Genomic DNA, 20,061 nt, shown 5'->3' with positions numbered 1-20,061 from the left:
CCCACAAACCCAATCACCAGCCCGGAACCGCCCCGCCGTTAAAGATCTTCTCCGCCGCTTTTGCCACTTCCGGCGACTGATAGGATTTCAGAAACTCCTGCACATTTTCCGCGTCTTTATTATCGGGACGTGAAACCATAATGTTCACGTACGGCGAGTTTTTATCTTCGATGAATACGCTGTCATGCACCGGCGATAAACCGGTTTGCTGGATGTAGGTGGTGCTGATGATCGCCACATCGACTTTCGGGTCGTCCAGTACGCGGGGGAGTTGCGCGCCTTCCAGTTCCATAATATTCAGATGATGCGGGTTTTCGGTGATATCCAGTGCCGTTGGCAGCAGGCCCTTGCCTTCTTTCAGCGTGATCAGGTTCTCTTTTTGCAGCAGCAGAAGCGCACGGCCTAGGTTAGTCGGATCATTTGGGATCGCCACGGTTGCGCCGTCTTTCAGTTGATCCACGGTTTTGATTTTTTTTGAGTAGCCCGCCATCGGGAAGACAAAGGTATTGCCGACGGTCACCAGATGGTAGCCATGAGCTTTGTTATCCTGCTCAAGGAACGGACGGTGCTGGAAAACGTTGGCATCGAGTTCGCCATGTTCGGTGGCATCATTGGGCAATAACGCGCCGCTGAAACCAACCAGCTCAACGTCCAGCCCGTATTTGTCTTTGGCGACCTGTTTCGCGACTTCTGCCACATCCTGCTCAGCGCCGTTAATCACCCCGACTTTGATATGCCTGGCATCACCGCTTTTTTGATCACATCCCGCCAGCAGCAATCCTGCCAGTAATACCACCGCGCCGGTCCGTAAATGAGCTATCGTCAGTTTCACTTTTTTTCCTTAAAAAATAACCGCTAAAGAGTAATGAACTGACTATAGCAGGAGGTTTGGCGCGGTTTAAAAAACCAATAAAGCATCGCTTATAAGATAAAATTATATAGACATTAGCATCGATTTCCTCATAACTCATGTGGCGCGCACTTCCTTTGCTTTATTTATGAAATTTGTGACTCAAAGATGTTTCATTCATTTGCAAAAAGATGGGGATAAACTGTATTTTAATATCAACCTCATAGGATGTGGAAGTATAAAATGGATGAATATATACTACATAGAGATAATACTCGGGCAAATGATTACTATCAAATAATGGGTAATCTTGAAATCAGAGCATTATTACAAGAAACGATAATCGCATCGAATTACTTAAAAAATGTCAAAGTTAAACAAGATTTCATCAATAACCTCTCCCTTTTCATTGAGCACCAGAAAGAAATAATCAACGATGAATCAACACCTGACAAAAAACTTCAAGCTATCCGAGTTTTAAAACAGGAAAGAAGATATCTTTCCGATCAGGTTTTTAAGTTAAAATATAAACAAGTCAGCCTCATGATTTTACTGTCACTTGATATCATTGACAGTGCTCTGGAAACACCACTTTATTATTTCGTAAAAGGTATCGGCATTGTTTCAGGCGCTCTTCAGATACACACTGGTATTGGATTAATTGGAGGCGGTTATGTTACCGGGCCAGGTGCGGTCATTGGTAATATTGCGGGCATTACATTAGTCATCCATGGACTTGGAGCGATTCAGGAAAACTTTACCGCCATTATTACTGGAAATACAACCTATAAAGGATATTTAAGGAAAGGTTATGAAAGCGCAGCGCAACATGTTGGCCTAACAAGCGCGCAAGGGGATATCATCTATGGCGGCGTTGACTTACTATTATCGACATATACCCTCTCACGATCCGTTCTTAAACCGGAAAAAAACAGGCTGTATTATTATATGTATGATGATACCGTATTTGGATTCAGAAACATGACAAACAGAGCATTGAAAATAGAAATAGGGATAGACGGATTAACAATCAAATCGATGAGTGATTCGCTGCAACCTGTCACTACAATTATACCTTTCCCATTCCCAACGGAATGAAATAAATGATTTGACCATTAAAAACCCCTACTAATAACAATTACAGGCCACGAATTTTATGATTTCAAAGTTTTTCTTTTCTTAACATTCTAAACGATTTAAAAGATATAATTAAAGGGCCAAACATTGTAATGATTATACAAGCGACAGCATAGGTGAATATCAGAGAGATCAATTCTGGCTCTTCTATATCCTGATAATTCAACACGATTGTGAGCACAAAAATAATCACAACCAGACTATGAGACAGTATCAATTTAGGAAAAACTGCTGATAACTCCGACAGGAGTGCTGAGGGTGTTATGCTTAACTTCTTCGCCCGGTTGCTTACCCACTCGATTTCACTATTGCGAAACCCGGATGTTTTCATTGATACCAACAACGCTTTGTTTTTCATTATTTTCATCCTTAAAAATAACAACCACAGAAAGAGTACAAGCATAACATAATCAATTTTGAGAAAATGCTTAACTCAATAAATCTGCTACGTTTGTCTCAAAATTGTTTGCGACAAAGACGACCTTCGCTGTTCAAATTCCGTACTATATCCAGATCTTTTCCTTATATCAGTCATAAACAATTTGCCCTCCCCGCCTCTTTTCGGAAAGAGTAGGCTTATCAGAAATAACCAATGAGAGCCTGCCGGAATGGAAATTATTGAAGCCGAAGAACAGCATATCCCCGCAATGCAGAAAATTTATGCCTGGCATGTGCTGCACGGCACTGCGTCGTTCGAGACACAACCCCCTGACGTACGCGAGATGGCAAGCCGTCTGAAGAAGATTAATGAAGCGGGGCTGCTGTGGCTGGTGGTGTTGCATGAGGGAGAAGTGAAAGGTTATTGCTACCTCGGGCGTTATCGCGAACGTTACGCCTATCGTCACACGCTGGAAGATTCGATCTACATTGACCCCGCTTTTCAGAAACGCGGCGCGGGTAAGGCGTTGCTGCGCCGGGCAATCGACTGGGCTGAAACCCATGGATTCCGGCAGATGATCGGTAATGTCGGTGACAGTGAAAATAAAGCCTCGATTAACTTACATCTCGCGGCCGGTTTTCAGATAAAAGGCACCCTGCATTGCGTCGGATTTAAGCATGGCCGCTGGCTGGATACCGTCTTTATGCAGCGTGCGCTGGGAGAAGGGAATCAGACGTTGCCAGCGCAGGAAGGCTGACGTAAAAGAAAACGGGCAGTCTCTCTGCCCGTTTTCTTACCGCTTACTCAATCGCTAATTTTTCCCTCGCGGTTTTGCGTGTCGCTCTTCCGCCCCACACTTCGTCGTACTCGTAACCGGTCAGGTCTTTAATGACCTTGCGTGATACCTCGTCACAATCTTCCTGCGCGCCGCCCAGTTTGAGGCGTGCGGTTTCCCTGATCAGAATTTTATGTGTTTCCCGCGTCAGTTTGAATTTGAAGGTCATGTAGAAACTGATCGCCAGCAAGGCGCCGGTGGCGAAGATCATCAGCCCGATAATCGCATGCAGTGCGCTGAGCGGTTGCGCGCCCTGCCCTTTCACAAATCCACTCTCTTCCAGTACCAGCCCGATGATCATAATGGCAATAGCGACAGTACTTTTACGGGTAAACACCATCACACCGGCAAAGATCCCCTCGCGACGTTTTTTGGTCACGATCTCGTCGACATCCGGAATAAAGCTGTAAATATTCCAGGGAATATAATAAAGCCCTGAACGTCCGAACCCCAAAATAACGAAGATGGAAGTGAAGAGAATTAACGGCACCGTGATTTTGGTGATGTAAATATAAAACAGCGCAGCCAGAACGAAGAATATACAGCCGTAGGCGATACGCAGCGCCGCAGAGGGCGAAAGATTCAACCGTTCCATGACCATCATATAGACAATGGTGGAAGGTACTGAAACAAACGCGGCAACGCTTAAATATCCCGAAACAGCCCCGACATCCTGATGCAGGCCATAAACCACATAATAGGTAAAGACGGCACCAAATACGTCCATCGCGGTGAAAGAAGCGATATAAATAATAATATGCTGGCGGAACATGCGGATATTAAAGGACGAGATAAAATCCAGCACCAGACTTTTCAGGTGGTGCCACAGGCTGCCGCCGGTTTCCATTTCCGGTTCCGGTTCATTGGGATCCCGTACATCTTTGGCTTCCCAGGTACACATCCAGGTGGTGAAGACCGCCAGGCAAAATACCGTGGCGAAAAACATACCGGTATAGGTGTAAGTCATCGGATTATCTTTACCGGTATACATCATGATCACGCCCGGCACCGACACCGCCAGAAAACCGCCGAGCTGCGAGCAAATCATCCGCACACCCGCCAGACGAGTACGTTCGCCAAAACGGTTGGTCATCTCTGCGGCCAGCGTTTCCCACGGCACCAGAACCATCGCTGAAAGTAACTCAATCGACAGATAAGTGCCAAGATAATACCAGTAGCCCATGTCCTTAACCCAGACCAGTGCATACAGGAACATCAGCGGCGAACTGATCAGCAGGAAAAAGCGACGGCGGCCAAACCGTTTACCGAGCCAGGTATTGCCGAAATGGTCGGTGATATAGCCCATGATCGGACTTAATATGGCGTCGATCACACGGGCGATGGCAAAAATAGATCCCGCTTCCAGAACGGACAATCCGCAATACGTGGTATAGAAGAATAAAAGCCAGGTACCGATAACAGCGAATGCACCGCCACCAAATAAGTCGGTTACGCCATAGCCTATTGCTGTGCCGTAACCTACTCTGCGTTCAGTAGGTTTCATTATTATTATCCTGTGAGGTAAGGTTATTTAAAATTATTCAATCAGCCAGCGTGATCCATTTCCCTGATTGTGAGGAGCGGTAAATTGCCCCGATAATATTCAGAGACACTTCGGCTTGTGAAACAGAGGTATAATTTTTTTCTTCAGGATGACGAACGGAATAATAAAAATTCGAGACTGCCTGACGGTGACTGTCGCCCCAGTAGCTTTTTGCTGCCCCTGACGGGCTGTCATCACTGACCAGCAGTGTTTTATTTTCTCCTTCAATCAGCCACAGCGCATTGTGGTGCAACTGCAGCAGTCCTTTTTCACAATGAATTTCCAGCAGCAACGGCGAATCGGTGCTGTGGCAGTTGGTGGCATAAAACATGCCGCGTGCGCCGTTGCCCATTTTCAGACTGGCCATCGCGGTGTCTTCGTTTTCAGTCACATCGCTGAGAAAGGTTCTTTCCACCACGCCTTTCAGCGCCTGAACGCCACCGGCAAACCACTGCATTAAATCCAGCGTGTGGATGGCCTGATTGATCAGCAGGCTGCCGCCCTCGGTGGCAAAACGCCCGCGCCACAGGCTTTCGGTGTAATAAGCACCGCTGCGCGACCAGGTCAGCACCGCTTTGATACTCAGCATGTTGCCCAGTTGGCCGCTTTCCAGCAGCGTTTTAATTTTACGGCTCGAAGGGTTCAGGCGGTTCTGATAACAGACGCCAACCAGCCCCGCCGCCTGGGTCTGTGCGAGTTTAATGGCGCTGACTTCACCGATATTCAGCGCCACTGGTTTCTCAGTGAAAACATGCTTTCCCGCCGCCAGCGCGGCAAGAATAGCCTCCTTATGCAGATGATGCGGCAGGCAGATATGCACCACGTCAATCTGCGGATCGCACAACATTTCGTGATAATCCGTATAAAAATCACAGCCATATTCCTGCGCCAGCGCCCGGCCTTTGCCAATATCGCACTCGGCAATCGCCCGTAACTGGCAGTCCGGCTCATGCCGGATCGCCGCCACATGGCAGGTATGGATAGCGCCACAGCCAATCACAGCAGTCTGGAGAGTTTTCATGATCCGCCCCTTCTCAGTGCGTTTCGTTTGCCAGCATTTGCGCACGGACGCACAGCTCGGCAGCTTTAAACGCATGCTCCTGCGTCATGGCGTGTTCGGTACGGTTCAGGCAATCCAGGATCATCTGACCAAAGAACGGGAAGCCGACATTGCCGGAAACCGGATAGCGGAATTCGCCCTGCTGATTGACCAGATACACCACGTCCTGCTCGCCGAGCGTGAGATCGACATATTTGCGGATCTCGATATACCCCTCAGTGCCGAGCAGCGTCAGACGGCCATCGCCCCAGGTGCTCAGCCCTTCCGGCGTGAACCAGTCGCAACGGAAATAACCACGTGCGCCGTTTTCGCCTTCCAGCATGGTGTCGCCAAAATCTTCAAAGTGCGGATATTGCGTATGATTGAAATTCAGCGCCTGTGCGGCCACCACGCGGGCGTTGTGGTTGCCGGTGTAAAACAGGAACTGTTCAATCTGGTGGCTGCCGATATCACACAGAATGCCGCCAAAACGTTCTCTCTCGTAGAACCAGTCAGGACGCCCTTCTCCCTCGCGGTGCGGACCGGTACCGAGGGTTTGGATCACCCGGCCGATGGCCCCTTGCTGCACCAGTTGTCCGGCAAATACCGCGCTTTCGACATGCAGGCGTTCGCTGTAATACACGGCATATTTGCGTCCGGTTTCCGCCACTTTCGCCTTCGCCTGCGCCAGTTGTTCCAGCGTGGTCAGCGGCGCTTTGTCGGTGAAATAATCTTTGCCGGCCGCCATGACTTTCAGCCCCAGCGCGCAGCGTTCAGCGGGAATGCCCGCACCGGCGACCAGTTGCACTTCCTTGTCATCAAGCAGCGTCTGCAACGAATCCGCGACCTTCACCTGCGGATACTGCGCGACAAATTTCTCCACTTTGGCCGGATCAGGGTCGTAGACCCACTTTAGGCTGGCCCCCGCCTCAATCAATCCGTTACACATGCCGTAGATATGCCCGTGATCCAGTGCCGCTGCGGCAATCACGAACTCTCCCGGTTTCACAACCGGCTGCGGTTTGCCCACCGGCGCATAGTTCATTCCGTCTTTATTGCTCATGTTCAGGCTCCTTTATCCATGTTTTTACCCAGCGGGATCGCGTCTTCATTGGCGAAGTTTTCTACAGAGGCGGATTTTTCATAAAAATGCGGTGCCAGCGAAACCAGTCCGCCGGTCTGATAGAACGGATCGGCAGGGGTCAGCGGCAGAGAAACGATGCTGCGGGTAATGGCGGATTTATAAATCGCGGCGATCAGCTCCAGTGAACGCTTGCCCTGAATGCCGTCAATCAGCGGTGCGGTGCCGGTTTCCAGCGCCGTCAGGAAATTGTCGATCTGACCGGTATGCAGGGTATAGGTCAGTTTGGGGATCGACTGGTAAATGTCTTCCAGCTGATTCTCGTGATCCGTATCGCGCGCATCGATCGGGAAACCGTTAGGCGCGGAAATGCTGGCGTATTTGTCCCACGGGGCTGAAATTCGCGCTTTCTCACCCTGAATCACAATCTTCTGATCTTCGCCGTGATGCACCACGGAGGCGGTCAGCTGGGTCAGCGCGCCGGTGTCATATTTGAAAATGGCCGCCGACAGATCTTCCACTTCCGCATTATCGTGTGCGGCATTGGTGATCATGGAAACCACTTCGGAAGGGAAGCCGAGCATCCACTGAATAGCGTCGATATGGTGAACGGCATGGTTGAGGGTGCAGCCACCGGCTTCTTTTTCCCAGGTGCCGCGCCACCATAAATCGTAATAGGAATGCCCGCGCCACCAGAAAGAATCCACCTGCGCGTGGCACACCTTGCCCGCCTCGCCGGAATCGATCACTTTTTTCAGCCGCCAGAACGCATCGGTAAAACGGTTCTGCGCAATGATAGACAACGTTTTGCCGCTCTCGTTTGCCGCGCGGATCATCGCGTCACATTCCTGCAAAGACGCCGCCATCGGCTTTTCGCACAACACATGTTTGCCCGCGTTGAGCGCATTAATGGAAATTTCCGCATGGACATACGGCGGCGTACAGACGTCAAAAACGTCGATGTCCGCCTGATTGAGGATATCCTCATGGCGGGCGTAGACCTTCGCATTCGTCAGGCCGTAATGGCGTTTTTTCTCTTCGGCTTTCTCCGGATAAATATCTACCAGCGCAACAATCTGGCAACGATCAGCAAACTCTAAATATCCCTGAATATGGTTATGGGAAATATTACCTGTACCAATAATTGCTATTTTCAGCATTATCTTACTCCTAATATTGAACCGGACAGCGGGCAGATTTACGCCGCACAAAGGACGTCACCGTATTGAATTCTTTAAATATTCAGCTCGGATAAATACCTTATTTTTTGTTTATGAGATTTATATTCCGGAGAGTAGTAATGGATTTTTTTTCCAACAACCGCTATTTGTGACAGGAATTGCAGTGCCGTTTGCGGGATTTGCTATCATTCTGAATAGCCCATCAATTACAAGCAGTTAAGCGTGGTAATAAGTCCATCTGCATATGAGGCGTTGATCACAAAATGACGGGAAAATTAAAAATCAGGCAAATTGCCGAGTTAACCGGGCTTTCTCCGAGTACCGTTTCCCGGGTGCTGGCAGGGAAAGCCAATGTCAGTCCGCAGGCAAAAGAGAAAGTATTTACCCATGCGCGTTCAATGGGTATTTTGCGCGACATTCCGGCCAGCCGTTTGTTAATGAATTGCTTGCTGATCTGTGCGCCTCCCGCCGCCTTCTCCCCACATGAAGATCGTTATTATTATGAAGTGATCCAGGAAATCACGACAGAAGTGGCACGCTTTGATATCCACGTGCGCAGGTGTGCGCTGACCGTGAATGATCCGGACATCGCCGTGTTTATGCAGGCGCTCAGTCAGGGGGATGTCGACGGGATTATCATCATCGGCATTGATGACGTCATGCTGTACCGGCTGGCGGCGGAATCCAACAAGCCGGTGGTGATGATCAATGCCAAAGACAGCGAAATGCGCCTCGACTGTGTTTCCGCCGATCACTATTCCATTGGTTACAGCGCCGCCAACTATCTGTTTGTCAGAGGCCATCGTCCGGTTTTATTGTTCACTGACCTGCGGCGTGAAACCATGATGCAGCGTCTCGACGGCTTTAAACGTGCCTGTCTCGAGCACCATGTGGCGTTCGACGAAGCCCTGCATTTACTGGTCAATCATGGCAACGGAGGGGAACAGGCGCGGGAAACGATTGAGAAGTATCTCCGGGAACATCAGCGGGCAAACATGCCGTCAGCCATCGTATGCGGAGGCGATCAGATCGCGCAGGCCACCGTAGATGCCCTGACTAAACACGGCTTTAAAGTCCCGGAAGATATTTCCGTGATGAGTATCGATTTCGCGCACGATATGAAAACACCAGCAGCGGAAAGTTTTACCGCCGTGCATCTGCCCTGCCGCGAACTGGGTATCGAGGCGGTGTATATCCTGCAAAGCCGCCTGATGCGGGCAACGGGAGCGAAATTCAACCTGCTGTTACAGGGCAAAAACCACACCGGCCAGTCGGTGGCCGATGTGAAATGGAAACGTAAAGGGCTGTATTCCGCCGCCGGTTAAGCCACGCACCCGGGGGCACATTCTCAGCGTCGCGCTGTTTCATCTCCTGCTAGACTTTTGAGTCTTAACCTCAAAAAAGAAGCGGAGATTGCCATGTCAGAACAGTATCAGCCACCTGAAGTCTGGACCTGGAATAAAGATGAAGTCAGCAAATTCTCAAACATCAACCGCCCGGTAGCGGGCCCGACACACGAGAAAACGCTGCCGGTGGGTAAACACCCGCTTCAGCTTTATTCACTTGGCACGCCAAACGGTCAGAAAGTGACGATCCTGCTGGAAGAGTTGCTGGCGCTGGGCGTCAGCGGGGCGGAATACGATGCGTTTATCATCCGCATCAACGAAGGCGATCAGTTCTCCAGCGGCTTTGTCGATGTTAACCCGAACTCGAAAATCCCGGCGCTGCTGGACAATTCCACCACGCCGCCGATCCGCGTGTTTGAATCCGGCAACATTCTGCTGTATCTGGCGGAAAAATTCGGCAAATTCCTGCCGAAAGATCTCGCCGGACGCACAGAAACCCTCAACTGGTTGTTCTGGCTGCAAGGCTCCGCACCCTATCTGGGCGGCGGTTTCGGCCATTTCTATCACTACGCGCCGGTGAAAATCGAATACGCCATCAACCGTTTCACGATGGAAGCCAAACGTCAGCTCGACGTGCTCGACAGACAACTGGCAGACCATAAATTTATCGCCGGAGAAGAATACACCATTGCCGATATTGCCATCTTCACCTGGTACGGCAGTCTGGCGCAGGGCGGCCTGTATGAGTCCGCTAAATTCCTCGATATCGATTCTTATAAGCACTTCCAGCGCTGGGCAGCGGAAGTGGCGAGCCGTCCGGCGGTCAGACGCGGGCGCATCGTTAACCGCACCTGGGGCGACGAACAGCTGGAAGAGCGCCACGATGCTTCAGATTTCGATGGCGTACTGAAATCATAACCTACGCCTGACACGCAAAAAGGGCGGGATCGCAGGATCCCGCCCTTTTTTTATCTGCCTGAAAATCAGGCACTTTCTGTTTGCGGTTCGAGATATTTTTTAAACCAGGCAAGGGTTCTTTCCCACGCCAGATCGGCGGCCGCTTTGTCATAACGCGGCGTCGAATCATTGTGGAAACCGTGGTTCACACCGGGATAAATATGCGCCTCATAGACTTTATTATTGGCCTTCAGAGCCGCCTCATACGCAGGCCAGCCCTCGGTGATCGGCTTATCCAGCTCCGCGTAATGCAGCAATAACGGTGCTTTAATTTTCGGCACATCTTCCGCTTTCGGCTGACGGCCGTAGAACGGCACCGCCGCCGCCAGCTCCGGATACGCCACGGCCGCCGCATTCGCCACACCTCCGCCGTAACAGAAACCGGTGATGCCGACTTTGCCGGTCGCCGTCTCGTGGTGCATCAGAAATTCCACTGCCGCAAAAAAGTCGTTCATCAGTTTGGTGGGATCAACCTGTTTTTGCAGCTCACGGCCTTTTTCGTCATTGCCCGGATAACCGCCGACCGAACTCAGACCGTCCGGTGCCAGCGCAACATATCCGGCTTTCGCCACCCGCCGGGCGACATCTTCGATATAGGGATTCAGCCCGCGATTTTCATGCACCACTACCACACCCGGCACTTTACCGGTGGCCTTTGCCGGGCGCACCAGATAGCCTTTTACGCTGCCGTGCCCCTGCGGCGACGGATACTGGATGTATTCCGCCACGATGTCCGGGTCGGTAAATTCAACCTGCTCCGCATAGGCATAATTGGGCGTCATCAGCGTGGTCAGCGCGGCGAGAGAAAGTCCACCCGCGACAAATTTCGCCGAGAGATCGAGAAACTCACGCTTGGTCATTTTGCCGTGTACATAAAAATCAAAATATTCGAGGAGTTCAGGAGGGAAATCTTTAGCTGTCATTCGCGTCATCTTCAGGCTCCGTTCCGTACAAGTGAAGGATAAATAATGGCCTGTTTTTGGTGATTTTGTAAGCCGGTGATGAAATCGGGCACGTTTCTCAGGAAAGTCCAAAACCTTTTTGCCCCCTGAGGATGCTAAACTGCTGACAGTCAGGAGGAGACATCATGAACAAAACTCTCGCAGGTCTGAGTAAAGAAGAAATGGATAAAGTGAGCGCCGGTCTGGCCGCCGGAACGGTGGCGGTGCGTGAGCGCAATCATCTGCCGGTGAATGCGGACGAAGTGGAAATGGAGCAACCGGAGCATCTGCGCGCTTATTTTCGCGAACGTCTGGAACACTACCGCCAGCAGCCCGCTAAAAAATAATCCCGCTGCCGCTTACTGACGCGTCGCGAAAAAATCCGTGATCGCCTGAGTCAGATAACGGGCCGCGTCGCCGGGCTGCATCTGGCTCTGGTGCAGGCTGATACCCACCTCGCCCGGTTCGGGCAATTCATTCAAGAGGCGTACTGCGGCGGGTTTACCGAAATCCGTGCGCACGGTGATGCCTAATCCCGCCGACATCGCCGCCCAGATCCCGCTCAGGCTGCGGCTGGTAAAGGCGATTCGCCACGGAATACCTGCCTTATCCAGCGCCGCCGTCGCCGCACTGCGCATCAGGCATGGCGCTTCGAACACCAGTAATGGCAGTGGTTCACCGCTTTCCTGATAATGCTTCAGGGCGAAATTTTCAGGGCCAACCCAGCGCAACGGGATCCGTCCGAGCGACTGACTTGACGGAAAGAGCGGCGCGTCATCGCCCTGCCAGCACACCGCCAGATCGAATTCGTTATGGCGGATACCGTCGAGCAGCTGCTGATTACGGGTGATGCTGGCCGAAACCTGAACCTGCGGGTGCGCACGGGTGAATGTCCCGAGGATGGCCGGCAACAGGGTTTCGCCGAAATCCTCCTGCATGCCCAGATTCAGGCTGCCGCTGAGCGAGCTGGCCAGCAGCGCCGCACTCAGTTCGTCATTCAGGCTGAGCAACCGGCGGGCGTAGCTCATCATCACTTCCCCGCGCCCGGTGAGGATCAGATGCCGTCCGGATTTTTGTACCAGCTCCGTCCCCGCCTGTTGCTCCAGCTTTTTCAATTGTGCGCTGACCGCAGAGGTCGAGCGCCCCAGCCGGTCTGCCGCCAGCACAAAACTGCCCAGTTCAATGCCGGTGACAAAAGTGCGCAGGGCTTCTGCATCAAAAGTTAAGGGCCGTTTTGCCACGCTTCATCATCCCGTTTTTATGGATTAACACTGCTGATATTTTCGATATTTCGGATAATCATAACGTCTTATGCTCCTTTCCACACTGATAAAAAGGAGCCTGATATGGACAGCAATACTTCCCAGACACTGACACTCGATGCCATGGCGCGTCTGACCCCCAAATTCGCCGAAGTGACCGAACAGGTGCTGTTTGGCGATATATGGCAACGCCCCGGGCTGTCGCCCCGAGACCGCAGCCTGATCACCGTTGCCGCGCTGATTGCCCTCAACCGCAGTGAACAACTGCCCTTTCATCTGAGCCTTGCGGTTAAAAACGGTGTCACGCAGGCCGGGCTTTCAGAGATGATCACTCATCTGGCGTTTTATGCCGGCTGGCCCGCAGCGGCGTCTGCCCTGACCCGTTTTGCCAGCCTGAACGACCAATAACCGGAGGAGTTTACGATGCCTTTTACCCGCATATCATTGCCTGAACACCGCGCTGAAATCTGGCAGGATCAGATCTCCGCCATTTTACAGGCGGCGCTGGTGCATACTTTTTCCGTGCCGAAAAATGACTGTTTTCAGCTGTTCGAACCGGTCAGCTGCCGCCAGCGGGTGATCAACCCGACCTATTTAGCGGGAGAAAATGACCGCCGTTCAGACGATTTTCTGCTGTTTCACATTACGGCGGGCAAACCGCGTAACTCATACCAAAAACAGGAACTATACCGTTATCTGGCGGATAAACTGCATGCGGCGCTGGGCATTTCCCCCGCCGACGTGATGGTGGTGGTGAGTTTCACCCAACCGGAAGACTGGTCATTCAGCCAAGGTGAAATGTTTATGCCAGAAGGGGAAAGACTGCCCGCAGACAGCCAGTAACATCAATGCGCCGCAATACCCAGTTTTTTCATTCTCGATAACAACGTCGTACGTTTTAACCCAAGCCGCTGCGCCGCACCACGCGGCCCGGCGACCACGCCGTTGGTTTCTTTTAACACCTGAAGAATGCGCTCGCGCTCGTCATCCTCACTCATATGCGGTGCGGGCGCCGCGTCCGCCACGCAAGGCATGATTACCGGCTGAGACACCGGCATCGGGTAATTCAGCTCCGGCAGTTGCAAATCCAGCACCGTACCGCGCGTCAAGAGCACAGCGCGTTCAATGACATTTTCCAGCTCGCGCACATTGCCCGGCCACGGCATACGGCTCAGCAGACGCAGGGTCTCCGCCGGAATACTGTCGATGGTGCGTTTCATGCGTTTGGCGATTTTGTAGGTAAGGAATTTCACCAGTTGCGGAATATCTTCCGGACGCTCCCGCAGCGGCGGGATCACGATCGGGAACACGTTCAGCCGGTAATAGAGATCGCTGCGGAATTCTTTATCAGCCACCATCTGGCGTAAATCGCGGTTGGTCGCCGCGATCATCCGCACATCGACCGAAATCAGTTTATTGCCGCCGACCCGTTCGAACTCCTGTTCCTGCAAAATACGCAGTAATTTGGGTTGCAGTTCGATGGGGATTTCCCCCACTTCATCAAGGAATAACGTGCCTTTGTCCGCCAGTTCGAAGCGCCCCATGCGCTGAGCAGTCGCGCCGGTAAAGGATCCTTTTTCATGGCCGAACAAATCACTTTCCATCAATCCGGCAGGCATGGCGGCACAGTTCATTTTCACCATGCGCTGATCGCGGCGATCACCAAGATTATGGATCGCACGGGCGATCAGCTCTTTTCCGGTGCCGGTTTCACCGAGGATCAGTACCGAACAGTCGCTTTTCGCCACGATCTCGACCTGTTTCAGCACCGCCGACATACTGGAACTGCGCCCGACAATATCACTGAAATCCGGATTGTTGCTGTTGATCTGCTCGGTCAGATACAGATTTTCGTGTTGCAGCTTTTCCTTCAGGCTTTTGATTTCTTGATAGGCCAGCGCGTTATCCACGGCGATCGCGATGCGTTCCGCGATTTGCTGTAACACCCGCAGATTGGCGGAATTAAAATTGTCCGGCTGACATTGCGCCAGTTTCAAAACACCCAACGTTTTATGGCCGAAACACAGCGGCAGGATGCACAACGTTTTCGTCTGGTCACGCCATAACAACTGGAAAAGCGTGCTCTCATCACTTTCCGGCTCTTCGGCGGGCCGCACGTTGGTCAGCAGCATTTCGCCGTTTTTCATCACCTGCTGTTCAAGGGATCCGGCCAGCGTCATCCGCGACTGTTCGCGCTCCGCCACATGCGTCTGCACGTAATGGGTGGCGTAAACACTGGCCTGTTCGCTGTCTTTATCCGCATCGCACAGCACAATGCTGATGGCGTTGATATGGAAGAAATGGTGAATGGTTTTGGCAATTTCGCCCGTCAGTTCATCAAGATCCAGTTTGGAGAGCACCGCGTTGGTGATATCCACCAGAATGCGGAAATCGTCACGCTCATGGCGCAGCATGGATTGCTGGAACAGCGCATTCTCACGCAGCTGAATTTGTTCCACCGCAATGGCCGCCAGCATACAAAGTTCATACAGGCCATTTTTGTCTTCTTCACTGAACGGCGTCGCATGCTGACGGGTAAATTCACAGCCGCCGAGTAAGCCGGAAGTGGCCAGCAACGGCACCAGACAATAATCCGTAAAGGCCGGATAAAGGTTAAGCGCCGCCAGTTGCGGATAGCGAAGATGCAAGGCTTCACTGCGCCAGACCTGCGTTTTCGGATTGCTCAGCAGGGCATGTACCGGTCCGGTCGCCAGCAGGGTTTCGTCTTCATAACTGACCGGCTGATGGTGCGGATCTATGCCGTAAAAGCTGACACGTTCACTGTTTTGATCAAACAACACCAGCGTCACCGCGTCGGCAATACCGGCCCCCTGAACCACCTGGGTCAGGGTCTCCAGCAGCGACGTCATGGTCTGTTGCAGCAACAGCGTGCGCGTCAGTTCCAGTAATCCTTTATGTTTTGTGGTGCTCATTGTTGCGCTCTGCATACCGTGGGCTCTGGCTCTTGATTTAAAGCGTTCTGAAAAAAACGATTAAGAAAGTTTACGCCTTCGTGACGGCGCGCTCCCCTGATGAGATCAACAAATGCGGGGTAACGGCTCCGCATGGGGCAACATAAGCTGGCGGGAGACGCCCAGCGCGCCGCGCAGACACACCTGCGGATTTTCGGTCACCTCACCGATGGTCACCGCATCCGCGCCCAGCGGATGTTGCCGCAGCAGGTTCAGCACTTTCTGTTCTGCCGCCGCAGAGACCACCGCCACCAGCTTGCCTTCGTTGGCAAAGTTCAGCGGTTCCAGCCCCAGCAGCTCGCAGATCCCGCGCACGGCGGGTTTAACCGGCAGGGCCGTTTCATCAATGCAGATCCCGAATCCACTGGCCGCGCTGAATTCATGCAAAATCGCATTCACCCCGCCGCGTGTGGCATCGCGCAGCGCATGAACCCCGGGCAGGACACGAAGCGGTGCGATCATCGGTGCCAGCACCGCACAGTCACTTTCCACGCCCAGATCCATCCCCAGCTGTTCACGAAGATTGAGGATCGCCGCGCCGTGATCGCCCAGCGTGCCGCTGACGATCACTTTATCCCCTGCCTTTATCGTGCCGGCCGCCCATCTGACCGCCGTCGGGATCACGCCGATCCCCGCCGTGTTGATAAAGATTTTGTCGGCCGCACCGCGCTGAACCACTTTGGTGTCACCGGTCACAATAGCAATGCCCGCATCGCGGGCGGTCTGCGCCATCGCACTGACGATTTTCTGCAAGTCATCCAGCGGCAACCCTTCTTCCAGGATGAACCCGCAGGACAGAAAGGCCGGTGCCGCGCCGCTCACGGCCAGATCGTTCGCCGTGCCGCATACGGCAAGTTTGCCGATGTTGCCGCCGGGGAAAAATATCGGATCAATGACATAGCTGTCGGTGGTGAACGCCAGGCGATCGCCCTGCGCGCTGAGGCTGGCCAGTGACAGCCGCGCGCCGTCTTCCCGCTCATTGAGCCAGGGATTATCGAAGGCGCTGAGAAACAGGTGTTCGATCATCTGCTGCATGGCACGGCCGCCGCTGCCATGCGCCATCGTGACGACTTCTTTGCGATCACTCATCCTGCCATACCTTTTGTTGTGCATGTTCCGGCTGTTGCTGCGCCGGGGTTTCCTGATGCCGGTACTGATACCACGCTGCGCAAGCCCCTTCGGAAGAGACCATCAGCGCGCCGAAAGCGTTATGCGGCGTACAGCCGGTGCCAAACAGCGGGCATTCGTGCGGCTTGCAACGGCCGGTCAGCACCTCGCCGCAACGGGATCGCGGATCATCGGCGACCGGCTGTGCCTGCGGGTTAAAACGCCGTTCGGCATCAAACCGGGCATACGCCGGTGTCAGGGAAATCCCCGAATCCGCAATGACACCAAGACCGCGCCATTCGCTGTTACCGCAAAGCCGGAACACCTCGCGCATCGCGTCCTGTGCCAGCAGGTTACCCTCTTCCGGCACCACGCGCCGGTACTGGTTTTCCGTTTTACACGATGCCTCGCAAACTTGTTCCACCAGCATCAGGACGCTCTGCAACATATCCAGCGGTTCGAACCCGCTGATCACCAGCGGTTTGCCGAATTCTTCATTGATAAAATGGAACGGCGCAGTGCCGGTCACCATGCTGACGTGGCCGGGTGCCAGAAACGCATCAATGCGAACGTCGTCCTGTTGCAGCAGGCTGCGCAGTGTCGGCATCAGGCTGATGTGCTGGCAGAACACGCTGAAATTGGTCATGCCTTCCCGCCGCGCCTGTTGCAGCGTCACCGCCGTCACCGGCAACGTGGTTTCAAAACCGAGGGCGAAAAACACCACCTGATGTTGCAGATTTTCACGCGCCAGTTTCAGCGCATCCAGCGGTGAATACACCACGCGCACGTCGGCACCACGTTCGCGCGCCTGCAACAGTGAGCCTTGCTGACCGGGCACCCGCAGCGCATCGCCAAAGGTGCAGAAAATCACCCCGGGACGGGCGGCGATTTCGCAGCAGGCATCAATGCGCCCCATCGGCAACACGCACACCGGGCAGCCAGGCCCGTGAATAAACTCCAGCTGCGGGGGCAGCAGTTTATCCAGCCCGAATTTGAAGATGGCGTGGGTATGGCCGCCGCACACTTCCATAATCTGCATCGGTTTTTCAGCCGTGTAAGGCAGCAAGGCGGCACGCTGATGCAGCCGCTCAATCAGCGTTTTCGCCAGTGTCGGGTCACGAAATTCATCGACAAAACGCATTATCTTGCCTCTCCCGCACCGAGAAACAGGGCGACATCGGCTTCCACTTCCTCCATCGCATGCAGCGCGGCCAGCGTTTCCTGCGCCTCCTGCTCATCGAGTTTGCTTAAGGCAAAACCGACGTGGATTAACACCCAGCCGCCGATCAGCGCCTCGCGTGCGCCGTCACGTCCGCAATCACACACCAGTGCGACATTCACTTCGCGGCGCAAACCGCACACTTCCGCCCATGCGTGATCGGGCTGCTGATCGTGCAGCGCCACGATTTGTCCCGGAATGCCTATGCACATCGTTGCTGCTCCAGCCACGCCAGCCACAGATCCATCCCTTCGCCTGTGGTGGCTGACAACTGAATCACCTCTATCTGCGGATTCACCTGCCGCGCATTGGCGATGCAGGCTTCAACGTCAAAACTGACGTACGGCAGCAGATCGATTTTATTGAGGATCATCAGGCGTGACGCCGCAAACATATGCGGATATTTCAGCGGTTTGTCCTCGCCTTCCGTCACGGACAGCACGGCCACTTTGTGCAGTTCGCCGAGATCAAAACTGGCCGGACACACCAGATTGCCGACATTCTCGATAAACAGCAGGCTGTTGTTGTTCGGTGACAGCTGATGCAGCGCATCGTGAACCATCTGCGCATCCAGATGGCAGCCTTTACCGGTGTTGACCTGAATCGCCGGTACGCCGGTGGCGCGGATCCGGTCAGCATCACGGGTGGTTTGCTGGTCACCTTCGATCACCGCGCAGTCGAAATAGGGTGCCAGCCGGGTCAGGGTGTGAGTCAGCAAGGTGGTTTTGCCGGAACCGGGGCTGGACACCAGATTCAGCGCCAGAATGCCCACGGCAGCAAAATGCTCGCGGTTATGCGCGGCGATATGGTTATTCTTCGCCAGCACGTCCATTTCGATATCCACCAGACGGCGCGGCGCAAACGGCAGGCCGTGAGAGTGGCTGTGATCATGGGAATGATCGTGAGAATGATGATGAGTGTGCTCGTTGCTGACGCCTTCAATACGAAGTTCGCCACTGGCACATCCGCAGGTACTGCACATAGTTTTCTCCCCGGGCAAAACGGAGGCCCGTTATTCGATTTCAATACGTTTAATCGTCATGCCGTCATCGGCCACCACGCGCAAATCATGCCCGCCACAGTGCGGACACAGCAGAACGCCGGGGCTGAGTAAGGTGATGTGTTGCTGACAGGTGTGACACCAGCTTTCGGCCAGCGGGGTGATCAGGTGTAATTCGCACCCTTCCGCCAGCGTTTCGCGACAGGCAAGTTCAAAACAAAATTGCACGGCATCGGGTTCGACGCAGGAAAACGCGCCAATTTCCATCCATACCGCCGTAATTTTTCGCGCATTATTTTGCTGCCCGAACTGCTGCATTATTTCCACGGCATTCTGGCACAACGTAATCTCGTGCATTATTTCCCCTCCCTCAGGAGAACAATAAAGAGACCTTTGCCCTCGCCGTTGCAATAACAGTGCCAGAATTTTTCGACACGTATTATTCCCACCATAAAACGGCGTGACGGAATTAACCTGCACAGTCCGTCATTAGTGTCGAAATAAGGTGTCATCGACATGTCATGGCATTTTCATGGCCGGGAGGTTTTCTGGCTCTGAAACAAGTAACTCATTCATTTAACAGCATTTAAAAAATAATCTGTGGAATTGGCATGCTTTATGCCAACAGAGCCATATGCGTCGACTTTTCATCGTCACCCGACATATCAATCAACAACGGATAATGCACATGAGCACTCTCAGCGAACTGACTACCAAAGCAGACTATATCGCCAGCAAAAACAGCCATCTGAAATCGCAATGGCGGACTTACCAGAACAGTCTGACTCAGGCGATAACGCATTCAAATAAAAAGATAAATCATGAATTCAGCTGCGGTGAAGATCAGGATATCCGCTTCACGCTGTTTAACCATTTTGCGGTCAGTATTCAACTGAGTGAAGACTTCTACAGTCAGGATATTGTCTACAGCCTGAACATGGCGCAGGTCAGTGATGACGAGGATTTCCAGCCTTTTGCCCACGCCCGTCTGACTGAAGAAGGCAAGGTAGACGGCAGCGTGGATATCAAAGATAAAAACGCCGTGCTGGAACATTATCTCAATAAGATTTCCGCTATTTACCAATGCATTTTTGATTCGCTGCAAAACAACCAGCCCGTTCACGCGCAACTCGAAAAATTACTCAGCCGCGTCTGATTCACATTCAGAAATATATTAAGCACCGGCAGAGCGTAAATATTTTCTCATTGCCG

Annotated in this window: 22 protein-coding genes; 8 read left to right on the top strand and 14 right to left on the bottom strand. The window is 52.9% G+C overall.

Features of this window, described 5'->3' with window-relative positions:
- Positions 1-13: 13 nt before the first annotated feature.
- Positions 14-832: a lipoprotein NlpA gene (nlpA, locus tag EDF78_RS08340; protein WP_133822897.1), complete on the bottom strand. Its 819-nt coding sequence runs from the start codon at positions 830-832 to the stop codon at positions 14-16.
- 261 nt (positions 833-1,093) lie between these two features.
- On the opposite strand from nlpA, the gene EDF78_RS08335 reads away from it, so the two are divergent.
- Positions 1,094-1,948: a DUF4225 domain-containing protein gene (locus tag EDF78_RS08335; RefSeq protein ID WP_166654447.1), complete on the top strand. Its 855-nt coding sequence runs from the start codon at positions 1,094-1,096 to the stop codon at positions 1,946-1,948.
- 64 nt (positions 1,949-2,012) lie between these two features.
- Here EDF78_RS08335 and EDF78_RS08330 read toward each other — a convergent pair whose 3' ends face one another.
- Positions 2,013-2,345 carry a hypothetical protein gene (locus EDF78_RS08330; protein ID WP_133822895.1) on the bottom strand — a complete coding sequence of 111 codons (333 nt, stop codon included), beginning with the start codon at positions 2,343-2,345 and terminating at the stop codon, positions 2,013-2,015.
- 250 nt (positions 2,346-2,595) lie between these two features.
- Between EDF78_RS08330 and EDF78_RS08325 the strand changes: the two genes are divergently transcribed.
- Positions 2,596-3,123 carry a GNAT family N-acetyltransferase gene (locus EDF78_RS08325; RefSeq protein WP_095922909.1) on the top strand — a complete coding sequence of 176 codons (528 nt, stop codon included), beginning with the start codon at positions 2,596-2,598 and terminating at the stop codon, positions 3,121-3,123.
- Between the two features lie 43 nt (positions 3,124-3,166).
- Here the strand turns inward: EDF78_RS08325 and EDF78_RS08320 are convergent, their stop codons facing one another.
- From EDF78_RS08320 to EDF78_RS08305, 4 genes are read right to left on the bottom strand one after another with little or no spacing between them, the layout of a single operon-like run.
- Positions 3,167-4,705 (bottom strand): MFS transporter, encoded by a 1,539-nt coding sequence (locus EDF78_RS08320; protein ID WP_133822894.1) that lies wholly within the window; start codon positions 4,703-4,705, stop codon positions 3,167-3,169.
- Positions 4,706-4,742: 37 nt separating this feature from the next.
- On the bottom strand, positions 4,743-5,765 hold the full coding sequence (locus tag EDF78_RS08315; protein WP_133822893.1) for a Gfo/Idh/MocA family oxidoreductase: 1,023 nt from the start codon (positions 5,763-5,765) through the stop codon (positions 4,743-4,745).
- Between the two features lie 13 nt (positions 5,766-5,778).
- Entirely contained in the window at positions 5,779-6,846 is a 1,068-nt protein-coding gene (locus tag EDF78_RS08310) for a Gfo/Idh/MocA family oxidoreductase (RefSeq protein WP_133822892.1), read from the bottom strand.
- 2 nt (positions 6,847-6,848) lie between these two features.
- Positions 6,849-8,024: a Gfo/Idh/MocA family oxidoreductase gene (locus EDF78_RS08305; RefSeq protein ID WP_133822891.1), complete on the bottom strand. Its 1,176-nt coding sequence runs from the start codon at positions 8,022-8,024 to the stop codon at positions 6,849-6,851.
- Between the two features lie 284 nt (positions 8,025-8,308).
- Here EDF78_RS08305 and EDF78_RS08300 point away from each other — a divergent pair, with 284 nt between their 5' ends.
- Positions 8,309-9,370 (top strand): LacI family DNA-binding transcriptional regulator, encoded by a 1,062-nt coding sequence (locus EDF78_RS08300; protein ID WP_133822890.1) that lies wholly within the window; start codon positions 8,309-8,311, stop codon positions 9,368-9,370.
- 93 nt (positions 9,371-9,463) lie between these two features.
- Positions 9,464-10,309 carry a glutathione-dependent disulfide-bond oxidoreductase gene (gene yghU / locus EDF78_RS08295; RefSeq protein WP_095922915.1) on the top strand — a complete coding sequence of 282 codons (846 nt, stop codon included), beginning with the start codon at positions 9,464-9,466 and terminating at the stop codon, positions 10,307-10,309.
- 65 nt (positions 10,310-10,374) lie between these two features.
- On the opposite strand, the gene yghX is transcribed toward yghU, so the two are convergent.
- Positions 10,375-11,280, bottom strand: a complete 906-nt coding sequence (gene yghX / locus EDF78_RS08290) for a YghX family hydrolase (protein WP_133822889.1) — start codon at positions 11,278-11,280, stop codon at positions 10,375-10,377.
- 155 nt (positions 11,281-11,435) lie between these two features.
- Between yghX and EDF78_RS08285 the strand changes: the two genes are divergently transcribed.
- Positions 11,436-11,636 carry a DNA polymerase III subunit theta gene (locus tag EDF78_RS08285; RefSeq protein ID WP_119822612.1) on the top strand — a complete coding sequence of 67 codons (201 nt, stop codon included), beginning with the start codon at positions 11,436-11,438 and terminating at the stop codon, positions 11,634-11,636.
- Between the two features lie 12 nt (positions 11,637-11,648).
- Here EDF78_RS08285 and EDF78_RS08280 read toward each other — a convergent pair whose 3' ends face one another.
- Positions 11,649-12,530, bottom strand: coding sequence for a LysR substrate-binding domain-containing protein (locus tag EDF78_RS08280; protein ID WP_133822888.1), 882 nt, complete (start codon positions 12,528-12,530; stop codon positions 11,649-11,651).
- Positions 12,531-12,635: 105 nt separating this feature from the next.
- On the opposite strand from EDF78_RS08280, the gene EDF78_RS08275 reads away from it, so the two are divergent.
- The gene (locus tag EDF78_RS08275) at positions 12,636-12,959 is read left to right on the top strand and encodes a carboxymuconolactone decarboxylase family protein (RefSeq protein ID WP_095922919.1); all 324 of its coding nucleotides are present in this window, start codon (positions 12,636-12,638) and stop codon (positions 12,957-12,959) included.
- 15 nt (positions 12,960-12,974) lie between these two features.
- Positions 12,975-13,394, top strand: a complete 420-nt coding sequence (locus EDF78_RS08270; RefSeq protein WP_133822887.1) for a tautomerase family protein — start codon at positions 12,975-12,977, stop codon at positions 13,392-13,394.
- Between the two features lie 2 nt (positions 13,395-13,396).
- On the opposite strand, the gene flhA is transcribed toward EDF78_RS08270, so the two are convergent.
- The 6 genes from flhA to hypA all read right to left on the bottom strand — a co-directional run bounded on the left by flhA (position 13,397) and on the right by hypA (position 19,206).
- Complete coding sequence (gene flhA / locus EDF78_RS08265) at positions 13,397-15,499, bottom strand: formate hydrogenlyase transcriptional activator FlhA (RefSeq protein ID WP_133822886.1); 2,103 nt, start codon at positions 15,497-15,499, stop codon at positions 13,397-13,399.
- Between the two features lie 90 nt (positions 15,500-15,589).
- The gene (hypE, locus tag EDF78_RS08260) at positions 15,590-16,612 is read right to left on the bottom strand and encodes a hydrogenase expression/formation protein HypE (RefSeq protein ID WP_133822885.1); all 1,023 of its coding nucleotides are present in this window, start codon (positions 16,610-16,612) and stop codon (positions 15,590-15,592) included.
- Entirely contained in the window at positions 16,605-17,771 is a 1,167-nt protein-coding gene (gene hypD / locus EDF78_RS08255; protein WP_133822884.1) for a hydrogenase formation protein HypD, read from the bottom strand. Before hypD ends, hypE begins: the two co-directional genes overlap by 8 nt.
- A complete protein-coding gene (hypC, locus tag EDF78_RS08250; RefSeq protein ID WP_095922925.1) occupies positions 17,771-18,061 on the bottom strand; it encodes a HypC/HybG/HupF family hydrogenase formation chaperone in 291 nt (96 codons plus the stop codon). Before hypC ends, hypD begins: the two co-directional genes overlap by 1 nt.
- Entirely contained in the window at positions 18,052-18,831 is a 780-nt protein-coding gene (gene hypB / locus EDF78_RS08245) for a hydrogenase nickel incorporation protein HypB (RefSeq protein ID WP_095922926.1), read from the bottom strand. The genes hypC and hypB overlap by 10 nt, the downstream gene beginning before the upstream one ends.
- Before the next feature lie 30 nt (positions 18,832-18,861).
- On the bottom strand, positions 18,862-19,206 hold the full coding sequence (gene hypA / locus EDF78_RS08240; protein WP_119822619.1) for a hydrogenase maturation nickel metallochaperone HypA: 345 nt from the start codon (positions 19,204-19,206) through the stop codon (positions 18,862-18,864).
- Positions 19,207-19,537: 331 nt separating this feature from the next.
- Here hypA and hycA point away from each other — a divergent pair, with 331 nt between their 5' ends.
- Positions 19,538-20,005 carry a formate hydrogenlyase regulator HycA gene (hycA, locus tag EDF78_RS08235; RefSeq protein WP_095922928.1) on the top strand — a complete coding sequence of 156 codons (468 nt, stop codon included), beginning with the start codon at positions 19,538-19,540 and terminating at the stop codon, positions 20,003-20,005.
- Positions 20,006-20,061 lie beyond the last annotated feature (56 nt).

Origin of the sequence: Rahnella sp. BIGb0236 (assembly GCF_004364755.1) — a bacterium.
In the GTDB taxonomy this organism is placed as follows: Bacteria; Pseudomonadota; Gammaproteobacteria; order Enterobacterales; family Enterobacteriaceae; genus Rahnella; species Rahnella victoriana.
This window is presented reverse-complemented; position numbering and strand designations above follow the sequence as displayed.